The sequence below is a fragment of the Streptomyces sp. NPDC048111 genome, from assembly GCF_043202815.1.
Lineage (GTDB): Bacteria > Actinomycetota > Actinomycetes > Streptomycetales > Streptomycetaceae > Streptomyces.
This window is the reverse complement of the sequence record NZ_JBIDBD010000018.1, coordinates 110,888-135,356: the sequence shown is the minus strand read 5'-3', so window position 1 is coordinate 135,356 and position 24,469 is coordinate 110,888. Positions and strand designations below refer to the sequence as shown.

At 72.8% G+C, this 24,469-nt stretch carries 22 protein-coding genes and 1 CRISPR repeat array; of the genes, 12 read left to right on the top strand and 10 right to left on the bottom strand.

What is annotated here, in order from left to right; all coding sequences use genetic code 11:
* The first annotated feature begins 499 nt into the window (after positions 1–499).
* Positions 500–1,459, top strand: a complete 960-nt coding sequence (gene era, locus ACGF3I_RS25210) for a GTPase Era (protein WP_393135658.1) — start codon at positions 500–502, stop codon at positions 1,457–1,459.
* 304 nt (positions 1,460–1,763) lie between these two features.
* On the opposite strand, the gene ACGF3I_RS25205 is transcribed toward era, so the two are convergent.
* The 3 genes from ACGF3I_RS25205 to ACGF3I_RS25195 form a co-directional block, all read right to left on the bottom strand.
* The gene (locus ACGF3I_RS25205; protein WP_393135656.1) at positions 1,764–2,600 is read right to left on the bottom strand and encodes a GNAT family N-acetyltransferase; all 837 of its coding nucleotides are present in this window, start codon (positions 2,598–2,600) and stop codon (positions 1,764–1,766) included.
* A gap of 92 nt (positions 2,601–2,692) precedes the next feature.
* Positions 2,693–2,959, bottom strand: a complete 267-nt coding sequence (locus ACGF3I_RS25200) for a protealysin inhibitor emfourin (protein WP_393135654.1) — start codon at positions 2,957–2,959, stop codon at positions 2,693–2,695.
* 69 nt (positions 2,960–3,028) lie between these two features.
* Entirely contained in the window at positions 3,029–4,108 is a 1,080-nt protein-coding gene (locus tag ACGF3I_RS25195; protein ID WP_393135652.1) for a M4 family metallopeptidase, read from the bottom strand.
* A 339-nt stretch (positions 4,109–4,447) separates the two neighbouring features.
* Here ACGF3I_RS25195 and leuA point away from each other — a divergent pair, with 339 nt between their 5' ends.
* From leuA to ACGF3I_RS25170, 5 genes are all read left to right on the top strand, one after another.
* Complete coding sequence (leuA, locus tag ACGF3I_RS25190; RefSeq protein WP_393135650.1) at positions 4,448–6,214, top strand: 2-isopropylmalate synthase; 1,767 nt, start codon at positions 4,448–4,450, stop codon at positions 6,212–6,214.
* A gap of 202 nt (positions 6,215–6,416) precedes the next feature.
* Positions 6,417–6,621: a CRISPR direct-repeat array (repeat unit 19 nt; unit sequence GCGCAGTTCCCCGCGCCCC).
* A gap of 504 nt (positions 6,622–7,125) precedes the next feature.
* Positions 7,126–7,860: a TerB family tellurite resistance protein gene (locus ACGF3I_RS25185; protein ID WP_393135648.1), complete on the top strand. Its 735-nt coding sequence runs from the start codon at positions 7,126–7,128 to the stop codon at positions 7,858–7,860.
* Positions 7,861–8,056: 196 nt separating this feature from the next.
* Entirely contained in the window at positions 8,057–10,228 is a 2,172-nt protein-coding gene (locus ACGF3I_RS25180) for an MMPL family transporter (RefSeq protein ID WP_393135646.1), read from the top strand.
* Positions 10,229–10,253: 25 nt separating this feature from the next.
* On the top strand, positions 10,254–11,513 hold the full coding sequence (locus ACGF3I_RS25175) for a sensor histidine kinase (protein WP_393135644.1): 1,260 nt from the start codon (positions 10,254–10,256) through the stop codon (positions 11,511–11,513).
* Positions 11,510–12,202: a response regulator gene (locus tag ACGF3I_RS25170; RefSeq protein ID WP_393135642.1), complete on the top strand. Its 693-nt coding sequence runs from the start codon at positions 11,510–11,512 to the stop codon at positions 12,200–12,202. Before ACGF3I_RS25175 ends, ACGF3I_RS25170 begins: the two co-directional genes overlap by 4 nt.
* A 77-nt stretch (positions 12,203–12,279) precedes the next feature.
* On the opposite strand, the gene ACGF3I_RS25165 is transcribed toward ACGF3I_RS25170, so the two are convergent.
* Entirely contained in the window at positions 12,280–13,032 is a 753-nt protein-coding gene (locus ACGF3I_RS25165; protein ID WP_393135640.1) for a hypothetical protein, read from the bottom strand.
* Between the two features lie 242 nt (positions 13,033–13,274).
* Here ACGF3I_RS25165 and recO point away from each other — a divergent pair, with 242 nt between their 5' ends.
* Both recO and ACGF3I_RS25155 read left to right on the top strand, forming a co-directional pair.
* Entirely contained in the window at positions 13,275–14,024 is a 750-nt protein-coding gene (gene recO / locus ACGF3I_RS25160) for a DNA repair protein RecO (RefSeq protein WP_393135638.1), read from the top strand.
* A 115-nt stretch (positions 14,025–14,139) separates the two neighbouring features.
* A complete protein-coding gene (locus ACGF3I_RS25155; protein WP_393135636.1) occupies positions 14,140–14,979 on the top strand; it encodes an isoprenyl transferase in 840 nt (279 codons plus the stop codon).
* A 410-nt stretch (positions 14,980–15,389) separates the two neighbouring features.
* On the opposite strand, the gene ACGF3I_RS25150 is transcribed toward ACGF3I_RS25155, so the two are convergent.
* The 4 genes from ACGF3I_RS25150 to ACGF3I_RS25135 are packed head-to-tail and all read right to left on the bottom strand — an operon-like array spanning position 15,390 to position 18,572.
* Positions 15,390–15,815: a Fur family transcriptional regulator gene (locus ACGF3I_RS25150; RefSeq protein WP_393135634.1), complete on the bottom strand. Its 426-nt coding sequence runs from the start codon at positions 15,813–15,815 to the stop codon at positions 15,390–15,392.
* Positions 15,816–15,874: 59 nt separating this feature from the next.
* Entirely contained in the window at positions 15,875–16,777 is a 903-nt protein-coding gene (locus ACGF3I_RS25145) for a metal ABC transporter permease (protein ID WP_393135680.1), read from the bottom strand.
* A 5-nt stretch (positions 16,778–16,782) separates the two neighbouring features.
* The gene (locus ACGF3I_RS25140) at positions 16,783–17,541 is read right to left on the bottom strand and encodes a metal ABC transporter ATP-binding protein (RefSeq protein ID WP_393135632.1); all 759 of its coding nucleotides are present in this window, start codon (positions 17,539–17,541) and stop codon (positions 16,783–16,785) included.
* A 32-nt stretch (positions 17,542–17,573) separates the two neighbouring features.
* Positions 17,574–18,572 (bottom strand): metal ABC transporter substrate-binding protein, encoded by a 999-nt coding sequence (locus tag ACGF3I_RS25135; RefSeq protein ID WP_393135630.1) that lies wholly within the window; start codon positions 18,570–18,572, stop codon positions 17,574–17,576.
* A gap of 176 nt (positions 18,573–18,748) precedes the next feature.
* Between ACGF3I_RS25135 and ACGF3I_RS25130 the strand changes: the two genes are divergently transcribed.
* Complete coding sequence (locus ACGF3I_RS25130) at positions 18,749–20,131, top strand: glycine--tRNA ligase (RefSeq protein WP_393135628.1); 1,383 nt, start codon at positions 18,749–18,751, stop codon at positions 20,129–20,131.
* Between the two features lie 147 nt (positions 20,132–20,278).
* Here the strand turns inward: ACGF3I_RS25130 and ACGF3I_RS25125 are convergent, their stop codons facing one another.
* On the bottom strand, positions 20,279–20,731 hold the full coding sequence (locus ACGF3I_RS25125; RefSeq protein ID WP_393135626.1) for a hypothetical protein: 453 nt from the start codon (positions 20,729–20,731) through the stop codon (positions 20,279–20,281).
* Positions 20,732–20,908: 177 nt separating this feature from the next.
* Between ACGF3I_RS25125 and ACGF3I_RS25120 the strand changes: the two genes are divergently transcribed.
* The 3 genes from ACGF3I_RS25120 to ACGF3I_RS25110 are packed head-to-tail and all read left to right on the top strand — an operon-like array spanning position 20,909 to position 23,705.
* Positions 20,909–22,156 carry a histidine kinase gene (locus tag ACGF3I_RS25120; RefSeq protein ID WP_393135624.1) on the top strand — a complete coding sequence of 416 codons (1,248 nt, stop codon included), beginning with the start codon at positions 20,909–20,911 and terminating at the stop codon, positions 22,154–22,156.
* Entirely contained in the window at positions 22,144–22,800 is a 657-nt protein-coding gene (locus ACGF3I_RS25115) for a response regulator (RefSeq protein WP_393135622.1), read from the top strand. Before ACGF3I_RS25120 ends, ACGF3I_RS25115 begins: the two co-directional genes overlap by 13 nt.
* Complete coding sequence (locus ACGF3I_RS25110) at positions 22,797–23,705, top strand: DUF4097 domain-containing protein (RefSeq protein WP_393135620.1); 909 nt, start codon at positions 22,797–22,799, stop codon at positions 23,703–23,705. The genes ACGF3I_RS25115 and ACGF3I_RS25110 overlap by 4 nt, the downstream gene beginning before the upstream one ends.
* 139 nt (positions 23,706–23,844) lie before the next feature.
* On the opposite strand, the gene ACGF3I_RS25105 is transcribed toward ACGF3I_RS25110, so the two are convergent.
* Complete coding sequence (locus ACGF3I_RS25105; protein WP_393135618.1) at positions 23,845–24,432, bottom strand: TetR/AcrR family transcriptional regulator; 588 nt, start codon at positions 24,430–24,432, stop codon at positions 23,845–23,847.
* Positions 24,433–24,469 lie beyond the last annotated feature (37 nt).

Genomic DNA, 24,469 nt, shown 5'->3' with positions numbered 1-24,469 from the left:
CTCAGCCCGTCCGGCGTTTGAGGACGAGCGCCGTTCAGGCGCGATAGGGGGTGCAGGGGGCGGAGCCCCCGCCGGGGTTCGAGGGGCGGAGCCCCACAGCGGGTCTGGGGCGCAGCCCCAGGGCCAGGCACCTTCCAGCCTCCGTCACGGGTGGGCGGGTGGGCAGCGCCCTCGGGGGTGCAGGGGGCGGAGCCCCCGCTGGGGTTCGAGGGGCGGAGCCCCTCAGGGGGTCTGGGGCGCAGCCCCAGGGGCCGGGCCTATCCAGCCCCCTGCACGGGCGGGTGGGTGGGCAAATCCCCCGGGGTCTGGGGCGGAGCCCCAGGGCTCAGCCAATACCACCCCGCTGCACGGGCGGGCGGGTGGGCAAGCGCCCCCCGGGTTTGGCCGAGCCGACACCCCGGGCCGCGATACCAGGGCCGAGCCGTCCACCCCCGGCACGGGAGTGCCCGGACCCCCCGCGGCGGGGGGCTGGGCGGCAGGGGGCTCGGGATCGGGGAGAATGGGCGGCATGAGCGCTCGTACCCCTGCCGCCGACCCCCCCGCCCCCACCCACCGGGCCGGCTTCGCCTGCTTCGTCGGCCGCCCCAACGCGGGCAAGTCCACCCTCACGAACGCTCTGGTCGGGCAGAAGGTGGCCATCACCTCGAACCGCCCGCAGACCACCCGGCACACCGTGCGCGGCATCGTGCACCGCCCGGACGCCCAGCTGATCCTCGTCGACACCCCCGGCCTCCACAAGCCGCGCACCCTGCTCGGTGAGCGCCTCAACGACGTGGTCCGCACCACGTGGGCCGAGGTCGACGTGATCGGCTTCTGCCTCCCCGCCGACCAGAAGCTCGGCCCCGGCGACAAGTTCATCGCCAAGGAACTCGCCGGGATCAAGAAGACCCCCAAGATCGCGATCGTCACCAAGACCGACCTGGTCGACTCCAAGACCCTCGCCGAACAGCTCATCGCCGTGGACCAGCTCTCCAAGGAGCTCGGCTTCGAGTGGGCGCAGATCGTGCCGGTCTCGGCCGTCGGCGACCAGCAGGTCCAGCTCGTGGCGGACCTGATCGCCCCGCTGCTCCCCGAGAGCCCCCCGCTCTACCCCGAGGGGGACCTCACCGACGAGCCCGAGCAGGTCATGGTCGCGGAGCTGATCCGCGAGGCCGCGCTCGAAGGCGTACGCGACGAGCTGCCGCACTCCATCGCGGTCGTCGTCGAGGAGATGATCCCGCGCGAGGACCGCCCCGCGGACAAGCCGCTCCTGGACATCCACGCCAACGTCTACATCGAGCGGCCGAGCCAGAAGGGCATCATCATCGGCCCCAAGGGCAAGCGCCTGAAGGAGGTCGGCATGAAGTCCCGCAAGCACATCGAGGCGCTGCTCGGCACGCCGGTCTTCCTCGACCTGCACGTCAAGGTCGCCAAGGACTGGCAGCGCGACCCCAAGCAGCTGCGCAAGCTCGGCTTCTGACCCCGCACGCACACGGCCCCCGCGCCCCGCAGCAACGCCGACCCCCGCCGCGACAACCCCGCGCCGGGGGTCACGCGTACAGCGGCACCGCAACGAACGCCCCCAGCGGCACCGCAACGAACGCCCCCAGCGGCACCGCAACGAACGCCCCCCAGCGGCACCGCAACGAACGCCCCCCAGCGGCACCGCAACGAATCCCCAGCGGCACCGCAACGAACGCCTCCCAGCAGCACCGCAACGAACGCCCCCCAGCGGCACCGCAAAGAATCCCCAGCGGCACCGCGAAGCCTCCCGGCGGCACCGCTCAGGCGTCAGCCGGTTCGGCGATCAGGGCCGTGCCCGCGGGGCGAAAGCCCAGGGTCGCGTACATGCGGGCCACGTCCGCGTCGCCCGCCGACAGGAACACCGTCCGCGCCCCCGCGGCCCGCGCGTCGGCGATCAGCGTCGCGGTGACCGCCCGACCCAGCCCCCTGCGCCGCGCCGAGGGCAGCGTGCCCACGCCCACGACCTCGGTGACCGTGCCGACCGGGTTGTGCATGCCGGAGCAGAGCGGCAGGCCGTCCTCGATCGCGGCGGCCAGCGCGGTCAGGCCCGCGCGGATGCGTCCGGCCACCTGCTCGGAGCGTCCGTCGCCGGCCCGTGCGGTGATCTCGGCGGCCAGCTCGGCGCGCCCCGCGGCCCCAACTCCGGTACCGGGCGCGGCGAACGCGAGGTGCGGCACCACCAGCGCCGCGTGCAGCAGCGGATCGTCCGCGCCGACGATCCGTACCAGGGGATGCGGCCCGGCGGCCGAGGCACCGGCGTCCAGCACCATCAGGGGGTGCTCGTGCACCACCAGGCCCGACTCCTCGACCGCCGCACGCAGCCCCGGGCTCACCTCGGCCACCCACTCGAACGCCTCGGGCGCGCCGAGCGCGCGCTGGCGGGCCCGTACCGCGTCCACGTCGGCGGCCGTGACCGGTCCTGCGTGACCGAGGGTGGGCCGCGCGTAGAAGGGCCAGCCCGCGCCCTCCCGTACGAACAGGGTCAGCGGCCCGAAGTCCTCGGCGCGCGCCGAACTCCTGGGCGCCGCGTCGTAGTAGTGCTCAAGGTCGTCGAGGGGGGTGCGGTCGTGCAGGGGGGTGCGGTCAGGGATGCTCATGCAGCGCATCCAAGCAGCGCGCCGCCCGCACCGCACCCGCCTTTCCGCCCGGCCACCGCACCCGGGCCCGCCGGGCCACCGCACCCGGCCCGCTAGGCGCCTTCCTTCAACACCCTTGAGATCAGCTCGCGTTGGGTCTCGGTCAGCCGGGGGTCGGCGCAGTGCACCGTGTGGCCGTCCACGGTGATCTCGTAGTGGAAGCCGTCCGGCACCCCGGGCGCGGGTTCGGGGCACCCCTCGGCGAGGGCCGCCTCGGCCAGGGCGTGCCACGCGGCGGCGTCGGACCGCTGCGAGGTGTCGACCTCGGCCCTGCGCTCGATGCCGGTGAATCCTCCGGAACGCGAAACCTGGATACGCATGACCCCTGTCTAGCAGCCCCCGCCCCGCCGCGTCAGAGGGCCGCCTGTCTAGCAGCCCCGCCCGCCGCGTCAGAGGGCCGCCTTCCGGTCGGCCAGAACTCCCACCTGCGACCACGCCTTCAGGACGGCCTGGAGCTCGGCCCCGTCGCCGTACCGCGCACGGGCCGCCTCCGCCGTGAGCCGGGCGAAGTCCTGGAACATCGCCTGGCTGCCGAGCCGCCCGCCGGTGAGCACGTCGTACCAGATCTGCCCGGCGCGCTCCCACGCCTTGCCGCCGAGCGCGTCGGCGACCAGGTAGAACGCGTGGTTGGGGATGCCGGAGTTGATGTGCACTCCGCCGTTGTCGCGGCCCGTCGTGACGTAGTGGTCCATCGTGGCGGGCTGCGGGTCCTTGCCGAGCACCGGGTCGTCGTAGGCGGTGCCCGGCGCCTTCATCGAGCGCAGCGCCTCACCGCGCACGCCCGGCGCCAGCAGGCCCGCGCCGATCAGCCAGTCCGCCCGGCGGGTGTCCTGGTCGAGGGAGTACTGCTTGACCAACGAGCCGAACACGTCGGACATGGACTCGTTCAGGGCGCCCGGCTGGCCGAAGTAGGTCAGGTTCGCGCTGTGCTGGGTGACGCCGTGGGTGAGTTCGTGGCCGATGACGTCGACGGGCAGCGTGAAGTCCAGGAAGATCTCGCCGTCGCCGTCGCCGAACACCATCCGGGTGCCGTTCCAGAAGGCGTTGTTGTAGCTGCGGTCGAAGTGGACGGTGGCGTCCAGGGGCAGGCCCTCGCCGTCGATGGAGTGGCGGCCGAACGCCGAGAGGTACAGCTCGAAGGTCGCGCCGAGCCCCGCGTACGCGCGGTTCGCGCTCGCGTCCTGGACCGGGGGCTCGCCCTCGCCGCGGACCCTGCGGCCGGGCAGCGTGGTGGTGTGCCCGGCGTCGTACACGGTGCGCCGCGGCTGGTCGAGGAGCGCGCCGTCGGGCGGGGCGAGCGGTTCGGCCCCGAGGACGGTGGTCAGACGGCGTTCGGTGCGCCGCGCGGCGTCCGCGACGAAGGTGCGGCGGGCGATCCGGGCCAGCGCGGGGTCCTCGGCCTCGATGAGGCGGTCGAAGACGTGGGGCGGCACGATGGTGCAGAACACGGGAGGGGTGGTGGCGTCCATGCCGGGAATGTGGCACTGGGTCATGCGGCTGTCACTACCGGCCACCATGATTGCGAGGCGTGCTTTCTCTACGTCCGTTCCCGGCCACATCGCGCGACCGTCAGGACTTGAGGCATACGTCACCTTTTGTCCGGATCGATGGTCCTGTCCCGCATACTGATACGGGTCCGGCGTTCGCGCCGTCCCTCGGCTAGGCTGCGGCATCATGCGTTTCGGGCTGCTTCTTCTTAGCTGCCGCGGCGAGGGCCTGTAGTCGTAGGCCGACCCCCTCCCCGCGGGATCTGGTGTTGCGCTCGACAGTCGGCCGTCCCTCTCGAATCACCCGAGGAGCCGCACGCCATGTCCCAGCCCGTCGGACGACCGACCCCCGTCACCAACGCCACCCAGACGCAGAAGCCGTCCGGGATGCCGATCCACAAGTACGCCCCGTACGACGCCGTGGACATCCCCGACCGCACCTGGCCCGACGGCCGCATCACCAAGGCCCCGCGCTGGCTGTCCACCGACCTGCGCGACGGCAACCAGGCGCTGATCGACCCGATGAGCCCGGCCCGCAAGCGCGAGATGTTCGACCTGCTGGTGCGCATGGGCTACAAGGAGATCGAGGTCGGCTTCCCGTCCTCCGGCGAGACCGACTTCAACTTCGTACGCTCCATCATCGAAGACGGCGCCATCCCCGAGGACGTGACGATCTCCGTCCTGACCCAGGCCCGCGAAGAGCTGATCGAGCGCACCGTGGAGTCCCTGCGCGGCGCCCACCGCGCCACCGTCCACCTGTACAACGCGACCGCCCCCACCTTCCGCCGGGTCGTCTTCCGCGGCACCAAGGAGCAGGTCAAGCAGATCGCCGTGGACGGCACCCGCCTGGTCATGGAGTACGCCGACAAGATCCTGGGCGACGAGACGATCTTCGGCTACCAGTACTCCCCGGAGATCTTCACCGACACCGAGCTGGACTTCGCCCTGGAGGTCTGCGAGGCGGTGTGCGACGTCTGGCAGCCCGAGGAGGGCCGCGAGATCATCCTCAACCTGCCCGCCACGGTGGAGCGTTCGACCCCCTCCACGCACGCGGACCGCTTCGAGTGGATGAGCCGCAACCTCTCGCGCCGTGAGCACGTGTGCCTGTCCGTGCACCCCCACAACGACCGCGGTACGGCCGTGGCCGCCGCCGAACTGGCCATCATGGCCGGCGCCGACCGCATCGAGGGCTGCCTGTTCGGCCAGGGCGAGCGCACCGGCAACGTCGACCTGGTCACCCTGGGCATGAACCTGTTCTCGCAGGGCGTCGACCCGCAGATCGACTTCTCGCAGATCGACGAGATCCGCCGCACCTCGGAGTACTGCAACCAGATGGAGGTCCACCCGCGCCACCCCTACGCGGGCGACCTGGTCTACACCGCCTTCTCCGGCTCCCACCAGGACGCCATCAAGAAGGGCTTCGACGCGATGGAGGCGGACGCGGCGGCCCGGGGCAAGACCGTGGACGACATCGAGTGGGCGGTGCCGTACCTGCCCATCGACCCCAAGGACGTCGGCCGCTCCTACGAGGCCGTCATCCGCGTCAACTCCCAGTCCGGCAAGGGCGGGATCGCCTACGTCCTGAAGAACGAGCACAAGCTGGACCTGCCGCGCCGCATGCAGATCGAGTTCTCGAAGATCATCCAGCAGAAGACGGACGCCGAGGGCGGCGAGGTCACGCCGGCCGCGATCTGGTCGGTCTTCCAGGACGAGTACCTGCCCAACCCCGGTGACGCCGCGGCCCGTTGGGGTCGCATCCAGCTGCGCTCCGGCCAGACGACGACGGACACGGACGGCCGGGACACCCTGACGGTGGAAGCGGTCGTGGACGGCGTCGACACGGTCCTGACCGGCACCGGCAACGGTCCGATCTCGGCCTTCTTCGAAGCGCTGGCCGCGATCGGGGTGGACGCGCGGCTGCTGGACTACCAGGAGCACACGATGAGCGAGGGGGCGTCCGCGCAGGCGGCGTCGTACATCGAGTGTGCGATCGATGGGGTGGTGCTGTGGGGGATCGGTATTGACGCGAATACGACTCGGGCGTCGCTGAAGGCAGTAATCTCCGCGGTGAACCGAGCCTCCCACTAACCCCCCCCATCGCCGGGCCACCCCCCACCCCGGGGGACCCCGGCCCCCATGGCCCCCGATCCACCCCGGGGGCCCCGAGCGCCCGATCCGCCCTGGGCCCGCGCCCGCGCTGCTCGGCCGGGCGCGGACCGGGCCCGCACTGCTCGGCCGTGCGCGCATCGGGTCCGCAACTCTGCAGTCGGGTGCGGACCGTGCCCGCTTGCTCGCGCAGTTCCCCGCCCCCCTGGCGGGACCGGTGCTGGGCAGCACGTGCGGCCCAGCTTGCCTCGCGCAGTTCCCCGCGCCCCCAAAACCCCCGGTCATGTGCGGACCGTGCTCGCTTCTCGCGCAGTTCCCCGCGCCCCTGGCAGGACTGGTGCTGGCCCGCATGTCGTGTGCAGCCTGCCTTGCGCAGTTCCCCGCGCCCCTGAACTGCTCGGTGCTGGGCAGCGTCAGGCCACCTCAGCCCGTCCGGCGTTTGAGGACGAGCGCCGTTCAGGCGCGAAGGGGGGGCCGGGGGCGCAGCCCCCGAGAGGGGTGCTGGGGGCGGAGCCCCCGCCGGGGTTCGAGGGGCGGAGCCCCTCGGGGGGTCTGGGGCGGAGCCCCAGGGCTCAGCCAATCCACCCGGCTGCACGGGCGGGCGGGTGGGCAAGCCCCCTGGGGGTCTGGGGCGCAGCCCCAGGGAGCCGGGCCCATCCGACCCCCCGCACGGGCGGGTGGGTGGGCAAGCCTCCTGGGGGTCTGGGGCGCAGCCCCAGGGAGCCGGGCCCATCCCACCCCCTGTACGGGCGGGCGGGTGGGCAACCCCCCGCAGGGGCAGGATCGGGCCATGTGAGGGGTGATCCTTTTTCCGGGGTGCTGACGCCACCTCACCGATGTGGCTAACATCACGTCAACGCGGCAACGTTGCCGGAGCGTTACGGAGGTGCGCGGTGCGGCCAGCACGGGGACAGAACGGCACGAACCTCAGCACCGGGCCCCAGCCCGGCTTCCGCCCCCGCCTGTGGTCCACCCGAACCCAGTGGCACACCGTGGGAGACGGCGAGTTCTTCTGCCCCGACTGCGGGGGCGACCGCAACTACCAGCGCCGCACCGGCCGCAGGCGCCTCACGGTCCTGGGCGTCCCGCTCGTCACCCGCGGCACCGCGGGCCCGGTGGTCGAATGCGCCGCGTGCCTGGGGCACTTCGGCACCGAAGCGCTCGACCACCCCACCACCACCCGCTTCTCCGCGATGCTCCGCGACGCCGTGCACACCGTCGCCCTCGCCGTCCTCGCCGCGGGCGGCACCTCCTCCCGTACGGTCACCGCCACCGCCGTCGCCACCGTCAGGGGCGCCGGGTTCGAGGACTGCACCGAGGAACAGCTCGTCGCCCTCATCGAGGCGCTGGCCGCCGACACCGGCCGCTACCTCAGCGACCCCGTGGACGACACCGACCCCTGCGGCGCTGCCCTCGCCATCGAACTCCACGAGGCACTCGAACCGCTCGCCCCCCACCTGGCCCCCGCCGGCCGCGAGTCCATCCTGCTCCAGGGCGCCCGCATCGCCCTCGCCGACGGCCCCTACAGCCCGGCCGAACGCGAAGTGCTCAGCATCGTCGGCGGCGCCCTCTCGCTCTGCGCGGACGACACCGCCCGCCTGCTCGCCGCCGCCCGCACCCCCTCCTGACCCCGCCGCCCCGCGGCCACCCCCGCAGCAGGGCCCGTACTCCCCCGGGAGTAGCGGGCCCCTTCCGCACGCCCGGGGACGTAACCCGCACCTCGGCCCCGGGGCCGACGAAGCCGGCCGCCACGGACGGGACGCTGGGAACAGCCGGGCAGGCCACCGGGGCCCCGCCGAGACGCCCGGCCGAAGGAGGCCCGTCATGCGGTCACGGACGAGGGAGCCGAGAACAGCAGCGGGAGCGTCAACCACCCGGCGCGGCACGGCAGTTGCCCGGGCGGTCCTCGCCCTGTGGGTGATCGTCCTCGCCGTCGCCGGATCCTTCGCGGGCAGGCTCGGCGACGTACAGCGCGACCAGAGCGCCGACTACCTGCCCGCCGGCGCCGACTCCACCCAGGTCGCCCGCCTCCAGGACCGGCTCCCCGGCGGAGAGATCACCAGGCTGCTCCTGGTCTACCACCGCGACGGCGGACTGACCGCCGCCGACCGCGCCACCGCCGCCCGCCAGCTCGCCGCGGTCACCGTCGCCCCCGGAACCCAGCCCGGCCGGAGACCCGCCGAACTGGCCGCAGCCCATGACCCCCAGGACTTCACAGCCGTACGCAACGGCCCCGGCGTGACGTCCAAGGACGGCGCCACCCTGCGGTACGCGCTCTCCACCGCCGCCCCCGGCAAGGACGACGACGCCAAGAAGGCCTTCGTCGACGCCGTACGCGCCCACACCCCCGGCGACGGCGGCCTGAGCGTGCGCGTCGGCGGGGACGGGGCGCTCGCCGTCGACGCACGCGGCGTGTTCGGCTCCCTCGACGCCACCCTCATGCTCGCCACCGCACTCGTCGTCGCGCTGCTCCTGATCCTCACCTACCGCAGCCCCGTCCTGTGGCTCGTGCCGCTGCTCGCCGTCGGCGCCGGCGCGATCTGCGCCCGGGCCGCCGTCTACGGCCTCGCCACCTGGTCCGGCATCACCGTGACCAGCCAGAGCGCCGGCATCATGACCGTCCTCGTCTTCGGCGCGGGCACCGACTACGCGCTCCTCCTCGTCGCCCGCTACCGCGACGAACTGCGCCGCACCCCCCTGCCGTACGACGCCATGCGCACCGCGCTGCGCGGCTGCGGGCCCGCCCTGCTCGCCTCCTGCGGCACCGTCGTGGCCGGCCTGGTGTGCCTGCTGGCCGCCGACCTCAACAACATCAGGGGCCTCGGGCCGGTCGGCGCGATCGGCGTGATCTGCGCGCTCGCCGCGATGCTCACCCTGCTGCCCGCCGTCCTCGTCCTGCTCGGCCGGCGCGTGTTCTGGCCCCTGATCCCCGCGTACGGCAGCACACCCCCCGCCCGGCGCCGCGACCTGTTCGCCGCCATGGGCAGCTCGGCCGCAAGGCGCCCAACCACCGTGCTGCTCACGGGAGTTGTCGCCCTCGGCGCCCTCGCGCTCGGCATCCTCAACCTGCCCGGCGCGCTCAAACAGGAGGACGGCTACACCACCCGGCCCGAATCCACCGTGGCGATGAGCACCCTCGCCTCCGCCTTCCCCGACCGCGGCAGCCGCCCCGTCGACGTCATGACCCCCACCGGACGGGTCCAGGACACCCTCGCCGAGATCCGCGGCACCGACGGCGTCGCGGGCGCCGAACAAGGACGCAGCGGCGGCGGCTGGAGCGAGATCGCCGTCACCGCCACCGCCGCCCCCGAATCCGCCGGCGAGGCCGCCACCATCGAGCGCCTGCGCGACCGGCTGCCCGGCTCCCACGTCGGCGGCGCCAGTGCCCAGGCCCTCGACCTCGCCGACACCAACCGGCACGACCGCCTGATCGTCATCCCCCTGGTTCTCGCCAGTGTCCTGCTGGTCCTCACCCTGCTGCTGCGCAGCCTCGTCGCGCCGCTGCTGCTCGTCGCCGCCGTCGCCCTGGTGTGGGGAGCGGCCCTGGGCGCCGGCGGCCTCGTCTTCGGACCCCTGCTCGGCTTCTCGGGCCTCGACCCCGGACTGCCCCTGCTCACCTTCGTGTTCCTCGTCGCGCTCGGCGTCGACTACGGCATCTTCCTGATGCACCGCACCCGCGAGGAGACCCTGCGCGGAGCCGAACCCCGCCAGGCCGCCCTGACCGCGCTGCGCACCACCGGCGGCGTCATCGCCTCCGCGGGCACCGTCCTCGCCGCGACGTTCGCCGTCCTCGCCTCGCTGCCGCTCGTGATGTTCGTCGAACTCGGCACGATCATCGCCGTCGGCGTGCTCCTGGACACCTTCCTCGTCCGCACCTACCTGGTCACCAGCGCCAACCTGCTGCTCGGCCGCACCGTGTGGTGGCCCGGCCGCCTCGGCCGCGGCCCCCGCGCCCCCGCCGCACCGCGCCCGGCACCGGTCGGCGCGCCACGGTGACGGCGACAATGACAGGGTGGTGCCCGTGAACCGACCCAGTGGGCCTGCCGGGGCCCGGCCCCGGGGCCCCGGCGTCGGGGAGCGCGTGACGGCGCTGCTGCACCGCGACCCCGCGGACAGCGCGCACCCGCTGCGCGCCGACACCGCCCTCGCCGCCGCCGCCGGGCTGCTCGGCGCGGCCATCGCCCGCGCCGACACCGCGCTGCGCCCCGACCCCCTGGGCTGGAGCCTGCTCGCCGTGGCCGCCCTCGCCCTGCTCCTGCGGCGCCGCCACCCCATGGCGACACTCGCCGTCGTCGTCGGGTGCATCGCCCCCTACCAACTGCTCGGCAACGCCCACATGGGCCCCATGCCGATCGCGATGACCGCCCTGTACACGGTCGCCGCAACAGGACCGGTCCGCAGGACCGCGGCCGTCGGCGCCCTCGTCGTGGCGATCGCCATCGCCGGGATGTCGGTCAACGGCGTCCACCGGGCCTTCGACGTGTTCCGCACCTCCGGCTGGCTGGCCGCCGCCCTCGTCTTCGGCGTCGCCGTGCGCAACTCCCGCGCCTACCTCGCCGAACAGCGGGCCGCCGCCGCCCGCGAGGGCGAACGCCGGCTCACCGAGGAACGCCTGCGCATCGCCCGCGACCTGCACGACCTGCTCGCCCACAGCATCACCCTGATCGGTGTGCGCACCGCGGTCGCCGCCCACGTCCTGACCGCGTCCCCCGACTGCCTCGACCGGGCCGCGGTCGCCGCCGCCCTCGACTCCATCGCCGACACCTGCCGCGAGGCCCGCGCCGAACTGCGCACCACCCTCACCGTGCTGCGCGCCGACGAACACGGCCCGCTGCCCGACCTCGCGGGCCTCGCCGACCTCACCCGCAGCGCCCGCGCCGAACTCGCCCTGAATCTCCCCGACACCGCCGTGCCGCCCGCCGTCGGCGCCGCCGCCTACCGCATCGTCCAGGAGTCCCTCACCAACGCCGTCCGCCATGCCGGCCCCGGCGCCACCACCCGCGTCAGTGTGCACGGGGTGGGCGCGGCGCCCGGCGGACCGGGGCCGGCCGGGGGAGTGTCCGCGGCGCTGCGGGTGACCGTCACCGACGACGGGCCCGGCCCGCCGGCCGGCGCCGCCGGGCCCGGGTCCGGCGCGGCGTCCGGCTTCGGCATCCTCGGCATGCGCGAGCGGGCCCGCAGCGTCGGCGGCACCCTCACCGCGGGGCCCCTGCCCCACGGCGGCTTCCAGGTCACGGCCGACCTCCCCCTCGACCCCCGCCCCCCGGAGGCCGCCCCATGACCGCCGCCCACCAGCCCGCCGAGCCCATCAGGGTGCTGCTCGCCGACGACCAGACCCTGGTGCGCTCGGCGTTCGCCATGCTCGTCGACTCCGCCCCCGACATGAACGTCGTCGGCGAGGCCGGCACCGGCGCCGAAGCCGTGGCCCTGGCCCACAGCGCCCGCGCCGACGTCGTCGTCATGGACCTGCGGATGCCCGGCACCGACGGCATCGCGGCGACCCGCCTGATCGCCGCCGCCGAGGACCTCGCCGGAGTCAGGGTCCTCGTCCTGACCACGTACGACACCGACGACAACGTCCTGGAGGCGCTGCGCGCCGGAGCGTCCGGCTTCCTCGTCAAGGACACCCGTCCCGCCGAACTCCTCGACGCGATCCGCACCGTCGCGGCCGGCGAGGCCCTCCTGTCGCCCGGCCCCACCGCGAGCCTCATCGCCCGCGTCCTGCGCGCACCCGGCCCAGCCACCGGCGCCGGCCCCCAGGCCCTGGACGGCCTCTCGGCCCGGGAACGCGAAGTCCTCACCCTGGTCGCCCGCGGCCTGAACAACACCGAGATCGCCGACGCGCTGGCCCTGAGCCCGCTCACCGCCAAGACCCATGTCAGTCGCATCATGGGCAAGTGCGGCGTACGCGACCGGGCCCAGCTGGTGATCCTCGCGTACGAGACGGGCCTGGTGGTGCCGGGAGGGTAGAGCCTCTGCGGGTGGACCCGGGGCCGGGGAACGGCGCGCGAAGCGGACACGGCCCGCACACGACCGGGGCCCGGGCCTCAGCCGGCCGGTGGACCGGAGGCGCCCGCGCCGTCGGCGGGCCGGATCAGGGAATCCCCGGACGGCCGCGCCCTGGGGCCGCCCCGGGCGGGATCGGAGGCCGTCGGCAGCGGGGCCAGCTCCGAACCGTTCCAGCGCAGCGTGGTCGCCGACTCGCGGTCCCGGCCGCCCGCCGGCTGCGTGATCACCAGATCGGTGCCGAGCGTCGCGGCACTCGTCCCCGCCCGCCCCGCGTACTCCAGCACCGCGTGCGCCTGCTCGCCCACCGCCGTGTACACCCACAGGATGGTGCGGCCCAAGTCGTCGTAGGCGAGCACCAGTTCACTGCGGCCGTCACCCGTCAGATCCGGGTACGCGGGCGGCCGGAGCCGGCACGAGGAACCGTCGCCGCAGTCCTTCAGACCGCTGCGCACCGCACGGTCGGTACCCGGATCAGCGGTCAGCAGCCGCACCCCGTCGACCTGCCGCAGATCCCCGTCCGGCACGCTCACGCCCGGCACCGGGCCCCGCGCACGGAAGCCCTGGCCGGGCCTGGCGGGGACGGCCGTGGGGGTGTGGCCGGGCCACAGCGGCGAGGCGGTGGCCGAGGCGGACGGCGCCGTCGCGGGCCCGTCGTCGCGCACCCCCTCACCGGCCGAACACCCCGCGAGCGCGCACGCGAGCGCCGTGGCGGCGAGCGCGCAGACCATCGCGCGGGCGCGGCGGCCGGTCGTGGGCAGCGGCATTCCGTCCGTCCAGGGTGAGCGGGGCATCGGCGTGCGAAGTCCTGACACAGGACGAAGGTCCTGCTGGCGCAATGGTGCCCCATCGCCCTGTGCGATCCGGCCGGACCGGACCGGCCCGCGACCTCCGGCGCACCCGGATCGCGGCGCGGGCAAGGGCGGCGGCCCCCGGGGTGATCCCTGCCACGCCGCCGTGCCGCCACCGCGGGGCGCCGCGGCCCGGGTGCGGGGTCCGGGGCCGGGCACCGGAGGCGTGCAGGACAATGGGGGGCATGAGTCTGTTCCGGGATGATGGCATCGTGCTGCGCACCCAGAAGCTGGGTGAGGCCGACCGCATCATCACGCTGCTCACCCGCAACCACGGACGGGTACGGGCGGTGGCCCGGGGCGTGCGGCGCACCAAGTCCAAGTTCGGGGCGCGCCTGGAGCCGTTCAGCCACGTCGACGTGCAGTTCTTCGCGCGCGGCAGCGAACTGGTCGGCCGCGGGCTCCCGTTGTGCACCCAGAGTGAGACCATCGCTCCGTACGGTGGCGTCATCGTCAGCGACTACGCCCGCTACACCGCCGGCACCGCCATGCTGGAGACCGCCGAACGGTTCACCGACAACGAGGGCGAGCCGGCCGTCCAGCAGTACCTGCTCCTCGTCGGCGGCCTGCGCACCCTGGCCCGCGGCGAACACGCCCCGCACCTCATCCTCGACGCCTTCCTGCTGCGCTCGCTCGCCGTGAACGGATACGCCCCGAGTTTCGAGGACTGCGCGAAATGCGGCATCCACGGACCCAACCGGTTCTTCTCCGTCGCGGGCGGCGGCGTCATATGCGGTGACTGCCGCGTCCCCGGCAGCGTCGTACCCTCTGCGGAGGCCATCGGACTGCTCAGCGCGCTGCTCACGGGGGACTGGGACACCGCGGACGCGAGCGAGCCGAGGCATGTGCGGGAGGGGAGCGGGCTCGTATCGGCCTATCTGCACTGGCATTTGGAGCGCGGGCTGCGTTCCTTGCGGTACGTGGAGAAGACCTGAGCCGTACGCGGCGCGACCGAGCAGCAGTACCGGCAGTACCTGGCAGTCACCTGGCAGCACCGAGCAGTACCCGGCAACACCCAGCAGCACCGAGCATCTAGGGAGAGAGCTCCACATGGCAGTACGCGGAATCCTGGGCGGGCGGACGAGGCGCGACTACAAGACCCCCGAGCCGCACCCCTCGGGCGCCGTGCCGCCGAAGATCCCGGCCGAGCTGGTGCCCAACCACGTGGCCTGCGTCATGGACGGCAACGGCCGCTGGGCCAAGGAGCGCGGGCTGCCCCGCACCGAGGGGCACAAGGTCGGCGAGGGCGTCGTCCTCGACGTCCTCAAGGGGTGCCTGGAGATGGGCGTCAAGAACCTCTCCCTGTACGCCTTCTCCACCGAGAACTGGAAGCGCTCGCCCGAAGAGGTCCGCTTCCTGATGAACTTCAACCGGGACGTCATCCGCCGGCGCCGGGACGAGATGAACGAGCTCGGCATCCGCATCCGCTGGGTGGGCCGCATGCCCAAGATGTGGAAGTCCGTCGTCCAGGAACTCCAGGTCGCCCAGGAGCAGACCGTCGACAACGACGCGATGACGCTCTACTTCTGCGTCAACTACGGCGGGCGCGCCGAGGTCGCCGACGCCGCGCAGGCCATCGCGCGCGACGTCGCCGCGGGGCGGCTCGACCCGGCGAAGGTCAACGAGAAGACCTTCGCGAAGTACCTGTACTACCCCGACATGCCGGACGTCGACCTCTTCCTGCGTCCCAGCGGGGAGCAGCGCACCTCCAACTACCTGATCTGGCAGTCCAGTTACGCGGAGATGGTCTTCCAGGACGTGCTGTGGCCGGACTTCGACCGGCGGGACCTGTGGCGGGCCTGCCTCGAATTCGCCTCCCGCGACCGCCGCTTCGGCGGTGCCATCCCGAACGAGGCCCTGGCCGCCCTGGACAAATCCGGCGACCGCTGACCCCGAGGGGCTCCGCCCCTCGAACCCCGCCGGGGGCTGCGCCCCCGGACCCCCCTTTCGCGCCTGAACGGCGCTCGTCCTCAAACTCCCCCAAGGCCTAAAGGGCCAGGGGGGACCCCCATGACGGGCTGAAATGCCCGGTGCGGGCCGGCACCGGGCAGTTAGGGGGCGCGGGGAACTGCGCGAGAAGCGACCGCGGCCCGCGGACGGACGGGGGTTAAGGGGCGCGGGGAACTGCGCGGGGCGGGCTGAAATGCCCGGTGCGGGCCAGCCCCATGCCGCCAAGGGGCGCGGGGAACTGCGCGGGCAGCGACCGGCGCCCGCGGCCGAAGGCGGGGTTTGCGGGGGGCAGCGGGCTGGGTGCCCGGTCACACCCGGTCCGCCGAGGGGGCGCGGGGCCGCAGGCCCCGCTACGCGGCGCAGGTGGCGCAGGTGCCGAAGATCTCCACCGTGTGCGCCACATTCACATACCCGTGCTGCGAAGCGATCGACTCGGCCCACTTCTCGACCGCCGGCCCCTCCACCTCCACGGCCTTCCCGCACACCCGGCACACCAGATGGTGGTGGTGGTCGCCGGAGGAGCAGCGCCGGTACACCGACTCCCCGTCGCTGGTGCGCAGCACATCCACCTCGCCCGCGTCCGCGAGGGACTGCAGCGTGCGGTAGACGGTGGTCAGGCCCACCGAGTCGCCCCGGTGCTTGAGCATGTCGTGCAGTTCCTGCGCGCTGCGGAACTCGTCGACCTCGTCCAGCGCCGCCGCCACCGCGGCACGCTGCCGGGTCGACCGGCCTCGTACGGGGGCCGTATTCGACCCGCCGAGTGGCGCTGTCGTCACAGGTGCCTCCAAGCCTTGACCCGTACAAACCTTCCTCGGGCCATTGTGCCAGCTCCCGCTCAGGCCGTGACCTCACCGGTCTGGGGCTTCGCCGGGGCCGGCACGTCCAGGCCGCACTCGCCCTCGGTCTGCGCGGCCGCCACGGCCCGGGCCCGCCGTCTGGCCAGCGGGGTGGCGAGCGCGGTCAGGACGATGAAGATCGCGATGGTGAACAGGACGATGACGGCGCCGGGCGGCACGTCCTGGTAGTACGTGACGACCGTGCCGCTCAGCGTCACCGTGACCCCGATCGCGACCGCGATGGCGAAGGTCAGGGCGAAGCTGCGGGACAGCTGCTGGGCGGCGGCGACCGGCACCACCATCAGGGCGGACACCAGGAGCAGGCCCACGACCCGCATGGCGACGGTGACGGTGATCGCCGCGGTGACCGCCGTCAGGAGGTTCAGGGCGCGCACCGGAAGGCCCGTCACCCGGGCGAACTCCTCGTCCTGGCTGACCGCGAACAGCTGGCGGCGCAGCCCGACGGTGACCGCGAGGACGAACGCGGCGAGCAGCGCGATGGCCCACACGTCGGACGGCGAGACCGTGGAGAGCGAGCCGAAGAGGTAGGAGTTGAGGTTGGCCGTCGAGCCGCCCGGCGCCAGGTTGATGAAGAGCACACCGCCCGCCATGCCGCCGTAGAACAGCATCGCGAGGGCGATGTCGCCCCGCGTCTTGCCGTACCAGCGGATCAGCTCCATGGTGACCGCGCCGAGCACGGAGACCAGGGTGGCCATCCACACCGGCGAGGTGGAGAGCAGGAAGCCGAGCCCGACACCGGTCATGGCGACATGGCCGATGCCGTCGCCCATCAGGGCCTGGCGGCGCTGGACGAGGTAGATCCCGACGGCGGGCGCGGTGATGCCGACCAGTACGGCGGCGAGCAACGCCCGTTGCATGAAGGGGGAGTTCAGGATTTCCATCATGGTCAGCTCAGCAGTCCCGTGCGTACCGGCTCGGCGGCCGTGTGCGGATGTACGTGGTCGTGGCCGGGCAGGGCGTGCTGGCCCACGGCCCTCGGCGGCGGCCCGTCGTGCACGACGCAGCCCTCGCGCAGCACCACCGCCCGGTCGATCAGCGGCTCCAGCGGGCCCAGTTCGTGCAGGACGAGCAGCACGGAGGCGCCCGCGGTGACCTGCTCGCGCAGGGTGGCCGCGAGGATCTCCTGGCTCTCGATGTCGACGCCCGCCATCGGCTCGTCCATGATCAGCAGTTCCGGTTCGGCGGCGAGGGCCCGGGCGATCAGGACGCGCTGGTGCTGGCCGCCGGACAGGGCGTCCACCGAGTCCCCGGCCCGGTCGGCGAGGCCGACGGCGGCGATGGCCCGGTCGACGGCCGCACGGTCGGACCGGCGCAGGATGCCGAAACGGGTGCGCGACAGCCGGCCCGAGGAGACGACCTCGCGGATGGTGGCGGGCACCCCGCCCGCGGCGGTGGTGCGCTGCGGTACGTAGCCGACGCGCCCCCAGTCGCGGAAGCGGCGCCGCGCGGTGCCGAAGATCTCCACCGTGCCGCCGCTGAGCGGCACCTGCCCGATGATGGTGCGGATCGCGGTCGACTTGCCCGAGCCGTTCGCGCCGAGCAGGGCCACTACCTCACCGCGGTGCACGGCCAGGTCGATGCCGCGCAGGACGGGACGCGAGCCGAGTTCGGCGGTCACCCGGGTGAGCGATATGACGGGCTCCATGGCGGGCCCCTCCAAAGCGGTTGTCGGGATGGTCACTTGGTGCCCAGCGCCGTCTTGAGGGCGGTCAGGTTGGACCGCATCACCGAGAAGTAGTCGGTGCCCTTGGACTGGTCGGTGATGCCTTCGAGGGGGTCGAGTACATCAGTGGTGAGCGAGGCGTCCGACGCCAGGGTCTTGGCGGTCCTGTCACTGACCAGGGTTTCGTAGAAGACGGTCGTGACGCCGTCGGCCTTCGCCATCTTCTGCAGGTCCTTGATCCGGGCCGGGCTCGGCTCGGAGTCGGGGTCCAGGCCGTTGATGGCCTCCTCGGTCAGCCCGTAGCGCTCGGCGAGGTAGCCGAAGGCGGCGTGGGTGGTGATGAAGACCTTGCCCTTGGTGGCGTGCAGGGCGGCCGCGTACTCCTTGTCGAGGCCGTCCAGCTTGCCGACCAGGGTGTCGGTGTTCTTGCGGTAGTCGCCCGCGTGGGCCGGGTCGGCCTTGGCGAGGGCCGCGCCGACGCCCTTGGCGACCTCGGCGTACTTCACCGGGTCGAGCCAGATGTGCGGGTCGTCGCCGCTCTCGGCGTGGTGGTGGCCGTGCTCGTCGTGGTCGCCGTGGTCCTCTTCGCCGGCCGCCGCGTCGTGGGCGGCGGCGTGCCCGCCCACCTCGTTGCCGTGCTTCTCCAGCGCGGTCAGCGTCGCGGCGTCGACCTTGGTCCTGGTCTCGGCCTGCTGGACGGCGGCGTCCACGGCGGGCTGGAGGCCCTTGAGGTAGACGACCGCGTCGGCGTCGTTCAGCTTCGCGGTCTGGCGGGCGCTGATCTCCAGGTCGTGCGGCTCGACGCCCGGCTTGGTCAGGCCGGTGACCGCGACGTGGTCGCCGCCTATCTGCTCGGTCAGGAACTGCAGGGGATAGAACGACGCCACCACGTCCAGCTTCCCGTCCTTGCGGTCGGCGGCGGCCGAGCCCGCACCACAGGCCGTGAGGGCGGTCAGGCCGAGGAGGGCGGCGCAGGACAGGGCGGCCGCGGGTATGAGGCGTCGTACGTTCATGACATCCATTTTCAACAAAGATGGAAACGATTGTCAATAATCGGGACCGGGGGCACCGGACCCGGCCCCCTGCACGGCCCCCCGGCGACAACCGATTTGATAGAGGGGGTGCGGCCGCCGCTAATCTGAGAGCTTCGCCGTTCCCCGTTCACGTCGTCGTTAATGAAGAGAGCACCGTGGCCGCCGACAAGATCGACACCATCGTCAACCTGAGCAAGCGCCGTGGCTTCGTCTACCCGTGCAGTGAGATCTACGGCGGACAGCGTGCCGCCTGGGACTACGGGCCGCTGGGTGTCGAGCTGAAGGAGAACCTGAAGCGCCAGTGGTGGCGCTACATGGTCACCTCGCGCGAGGACGTCGTCGGCATCGACTCGTCGGTGATCCTGGCCCCCGAGGTCTGGGAGGCCTCCGGTCACGTCGCGACGTTCACCGACCCGCTCACCGAGTGCACCTCCTGCCACAAGCGCTTCCGCGCCGACCACCTCGAAGAGGCGTACGAGGAGAAGCACGGCAAGGCCCCCGCGAACGGCCTCGCCGACCTCAACTGCCCCAACTGCGGCAACAAGGGCACCTTCACCGAGCCCAAGAGCTTCTCCGGCCTGCTCTCCACCCACCTCGGCCCCACCCAGGACAGCGGCTCCGTCGCCTACCTGCGCCCCGAGACCGCCCAGGGCATCTTCACCAACTTCGGCCAGGTCCAGCAGACGTCCCGCAAGAAGCCGCCCTTCGGCATCGCGCAGATGGGCAAGTCCTTCCGCAACGAGATCACGCCGGGCAACTTCATCTTCCGCACCCGCGAGTTCGAGCAGATGGAGATGGAGTTCTTCGTCAAGCCCGGCGAGGACGAGCAGTGGCAGGAATACTGGATGGAGCAGCGCTGGAACTGGTACACCGGCCTCGGCATGCGTGAAGAGAACATGCGCTGGTTCGAGCACCCGGCCGAGAAGCTCTCCCACTACTCCAAGCGCACCGCCGACATCGAGTACCGCTTCAGCTTCGGCGGCAGCGAGTGGGGCGAGCTCGAGGGCGTCGCCAACCGCACCGACTACGACCTCACCGCGCACTCCAAGGCCTCCGGCCACGACCTGGTCTACTTCGACCAGGAAGCCGGCGAGCGCTGGACGCCGTACGTCATCGAGCCCGCAGCCGGTGTCGGCCGCGCGATGCTCGCCTTCCTCCTCGACGCCTACAGCGAGGACGAGGCGCCCAACGCCAAGGGCGTCATGGAGAAGCGCGCCGTGATGCGCCTCGACCCGCGCCTCGCGCCGGTCAAGGTCGCCGTCCTGCCGCTGTCCCGCAACGCCCAGCTCTCCCCGAAGGCCAAGGGCCTCGCGGCCGACCTGCGGCAGAACTGGAACATCGAGTTCGACGACGCCGGGGCGATCGGGCGGCGCTACCGCCGCCAGGACGAGATCGGCACCCCGTTCTGCGTCACCGTCGACTTCGACACGCTCGACGACAACGCGGTGACCGTGCGGGAGCGGGACACCATGGCTCAGGAGCGGGTCTCCCTGGACCAGATCCAGCAGTACCTCGGCAGCCGCCTCCTCGGCTGCTGAGGCCTGACCGCCCCTCAACCCCCTTGGCCCCGGCGGCCGTTGCCCCTTCGGGGGCGGCGGCGCTGCCGCGGCCAGGGGGGTTTGGCGTCGGCCCTTCGCGTGCCGTGGATGCGGCTCCTGGGGGCCCCGGGCGGGGTGCGGGTTGCCTTATTGGACAGGGGGGTTGGGGCGGGGGGTTCTGGTGGCTATGGCTGCGCACGTTGCCGCCAGGGGGAGCTCGGCCAGGGCGGCCAGGGCGAGGGCTGTCGCCCGTTCGGGGCCGGGGGACGCGGTCATCACGTCGAACCAGGCGTCCACCACCAGCAACGCCCCCGTGGCCGCCGCCAGTTGAGCGGCCCGCGGATCCCCGCGCCCGAGCAGCACCCCCGTACCCGTGAGCCCCACCGCGAGCAGGGCGTCCAGACCCACCCACGCCGTCGACCAGTTGGAGACCTGCGTCGTCTGCGGCAACGTCCTGGCCAGCACCACCATCCACGGCACGAGCGCCACCCCCGCCCCCGTCAGCACCGTCGCCAGCCGCGGCCGCCGCAGCAGCCCCGAAGCCCCCGCAGCGGCACCGGACGTACGGCCCACACGGACCTGCGGGGCGAGAAGAGTCATGACGACGGGCTCCTTCCGGCCCGGCGGACCCTCCGCCCGAGCACACCCCAACACTCGCCCGCCGCCCCCGCCCGGGTCACTCACGCGACGGTCCGAACCCGAGGTGGTGCTGGCTACACCCCCCGGCGGGCAGCAGCATGATGGAACCCCCGCGACCAGCCCAACTACCCTGAGCACATGGCAAACCCCGGCCCGCTGCGGCGCGCGTACCAGTGGACCGTCGCCCACGCGCCGTGGTCGCCGTGGGCCTGGCGCAACACCACCCTCGTGACCGCCGCCGTCCCCGTCGCCGTCCCCGCGGTGCTCGCCCTCGCCTACACCTTCAGCAACCCCGGACACATCCTCAGATCCCTCGGCTTCGTCCTCCTGCTCTCCCCGCTGCTCACCCCCCTCCAGCGCAGCCGCTTCTGGTCACTGACCGGCCTCGACATCCCCAAGATCGCCTGGAGCCACCCCTGGTACCTGCCGCGCGGCCTCGTGCCCCGGCTGCGCGCCGAATCCACCTGGCGCCAGTACGGCTACCACCTGTGCGTGTCCCCGCTCGCCGCCCTCGGCGGCGCCCTCGTCGTACTCGGCTGGGTCTGCGGAGCCCTGTGCGCCCTCGTCTTCACCTGGGTGTGGGCCCTGCCCGTGGACTACCGGCCCATGGGATGGACCGGCGACTACGTCGCCTTCACCGTCCTCGGCGTCCTCCTCCTCATCACCACCCCCTGGTGCGCCGCCCTCGTCGCCCGCCTCGACACCCACGCCGCCGCCGTCCTCCTCGGCCCCAACCGCGCCAGAGAACTCGAACGCCGCGTGGAAGACCTCGCCGAAAGCCGCGCCGACATCCTCGACGCCGCCGACCTCGAACGCCGCCGCATCGAACGCGACCTGCACGACGGCGCCCAGCAACGCCTCGTCTCCCTCGCCATGAACCTCGGCATCGCCCGCGCCACCCTCACCGACCTGCCGCCCGAAGCCCGGGCCGTCATCGACGAGGCCCACCGCGAAGCCAAGGAAGCCATCGAAGAACTCAGCAACCTCGTACGCGGCCTGCACCCCGCCGTCCTGGAGGACCGCGGCCTGGACGCCGCGATCTCCGGCATCGCCGCCCGCGCCCCCTTCCCCGTCGAACTCACCGTGGACCTGCCCCACCGCCCCGCCCCCACCGTCGAGGCCGTCGCCTACTTCGTCGTCTCCGAGACCCTCGCCAACGTCGCCAAACACGCCCGCGCCACCCGCTGCACCGTCCAGGTCCGCCGCCGCGCCCAACTCCTGACCATCACCGTCAGCGACAACGGCGTAGGCGGCGCCGACCCCGCCGGCGGCACCGGACTGCTCGGCCTGCACAAACGCGTAGGGTCCGTCGACGGGACCATCAGCATCAACAGCCCCCACGGGGGCCCGACCGACATCACTGTGGAGCTTCCGTGCGGGCTGTGATCGCCGAGGACTCGGTACTGCTGCGAATAGGACTCGTCAAAGTCCTCGAAATGGCCGGCTTCGACGTGGCCGCCGAGACCGGAGACGCCGAAGCCCTGCTGCGCGCCGTCGACGAACACCGGCCCGGGCTCGCACTCGTCGACGTCCGGATGCCACCCGGCTTCACCGACGAGGGCGTCCGCGCCGCCCTGATGATCCGTCAACAATGGCCGGGCACCGCCGTGTTGCTGCTCTCCCAGTACGTCGAAGAACGCTACGCCGCCGACCTCCTCGCCACCCAGACCGGCGGCATCGGCTACCTCCTCAAACAACGCGTCGCCGACGTCGAGGAGTTCGTCGACGCCCTCAAACGCGTGGCCGCCGGCGGCACCGCACTCGACCCCCAGGTCGTCGCCCAGCTCCTGCTGCGGCGCGGCGGCGGACCCGACCCCCTCGAACGCCTCACCCCCCGCGAACGCGAAGTCCTCGCCCTCATGGCCGAAGGGCGCTCCAACGCCGGAATCGCCGCCGAACTCGTCGTGGGCGAAAGCGCCGTCGCCAAACACATCAACAACATCTTCGCCAAACTCGACCTGCCCGTCGCCGACGGCGACCACCGCCGCGTCCTCGCCGTCCTGCGCTTCCTGGACGGCGGCCCGGCATGACCACCACCGAACACCACGACGCACCGGGCACCCACCAGCCGCCGCCCCCGGCGGACCCCGGCCCACCGCGACAGGCCGGGCGCCCACAGCCACGGCCCTCGGACCGGCCGGGCGAACGGCGACGCCACCGCACCGCCTGGATCGTCGTCGCCCTCATCGGCGCCTTCTTCATCGTCACACCGCTCAGCTCCTCCCTGCTGGCCGGCGCCATCAGCCGCACCACCCCCTACACCGACCCGGACAACGACCGGGCCCACACGGTCAACGCCGTCGACGTGGACGCCGGAGCCGCCCGCCTCACCGTTACCGCCGGCCCCGCCCGGCACGTCAGCCTCGGCGGCACCCTCACCTGGTCCCTGAAAGAGCCCCGCATCGAACGCACCTGGCACGGCGACACCCTGCAACTCACCACCCGCTGCGACGGCTTCGTCGACCAGTACGTCCGCACCTGCAAGGCCGACCTCGACCTCGCCGTCCCCGCCGGGGTACGCCTCACCGTGCACACCGGCTCCGGCGACCTCAAGATCCGCGACCTGACCGGCTCCGTCGACGTCCACAGCGGATCCGCCGCCATCAAGCTCTACGGCCTCTCCGGCCCCGTCCGCGCCAAAGTCGGCTCCGGCGAACTCCAGGCACGCCAACTCACCTCGCCCGACGTCTCGTTGCGCACCGGCTCCGGCAGCATCGACGCCTCCTTCGCCGCCGCACCCCGCCAGGTGAAGGCGGACACCGGCTCCGGCTCCGTCTCGGTCACCGTCCCCGAAGGCGCCCGCTACCGGGTGGTCGGCACCACCGGCTCCGGCAGCCGCAGCATCCAGGAAGAGTTGCCCGACGCCACCTCGCCCCGCACCCTCGACGTCTCCAGCGGCTCCGGCTCCGTCAGCGTCGGCTACCCCGGCTACTGACCGGCGGCCCCGGATGCAGCCCGCCGCACCCGGCCGGCGCCTCGCCCCGTGTCCGCCTCAGCGCCGCAACCCGTTCAGCAGCAGATCCGCCCTCAGCGCCGCAACCCGCACCCGACCCGCGCCCCACCCCGTGTCCGCCTCAGCGCCGCAACCCGTTCAGCAGCAGATCCGCCACCGCCCCGAAGTCGTCCCGGATCGTCGGACGCGACCACTCCGCCGCGTACACCGGATCGTGAAACCGCCCCGTCGCGTCGAAGACCGCCCGCGCCGACATCCCCGGCGTATCAGGAATCCCGAACTCGCCACGCTCCACCCCCCGTTCAATGATCACGGTGAGCTGGCCCACCAGCTCACCGATGTGCTCCTCCACCACCCGGCTGTTCTCCCGCAGCAGCACCTCGTACGTCTGGAACAGCTCCGGGTCGTCGCCCGCCTTCGCCATCTTCGCCAGGAACAGCTCGCTCAGCCACAGCCGCAGCACCACCGCCGACTCCAGATCCTGACGGGCCGCGATGCCCCGCAACAGATCCGTCGACCGGTTCAGCCACCGCTCCGTGACCGCCTCCCGCAGTGCGGCCTTCGTACGGAAATGGCGATAGACACTGCCATGGCTCACCCCGAGCTGACGCGCGACATCGACGACCGTGGCCTTCGCCGGGCCGTAGCGGCGCAGCACCTCCTCGGTCGCGACGAGGATGCGCTCGGCGGTCAGTGGTTCCGTACCCATGCCCACGACGTTACCCGCCGTCCGCAGCGGCCCGACG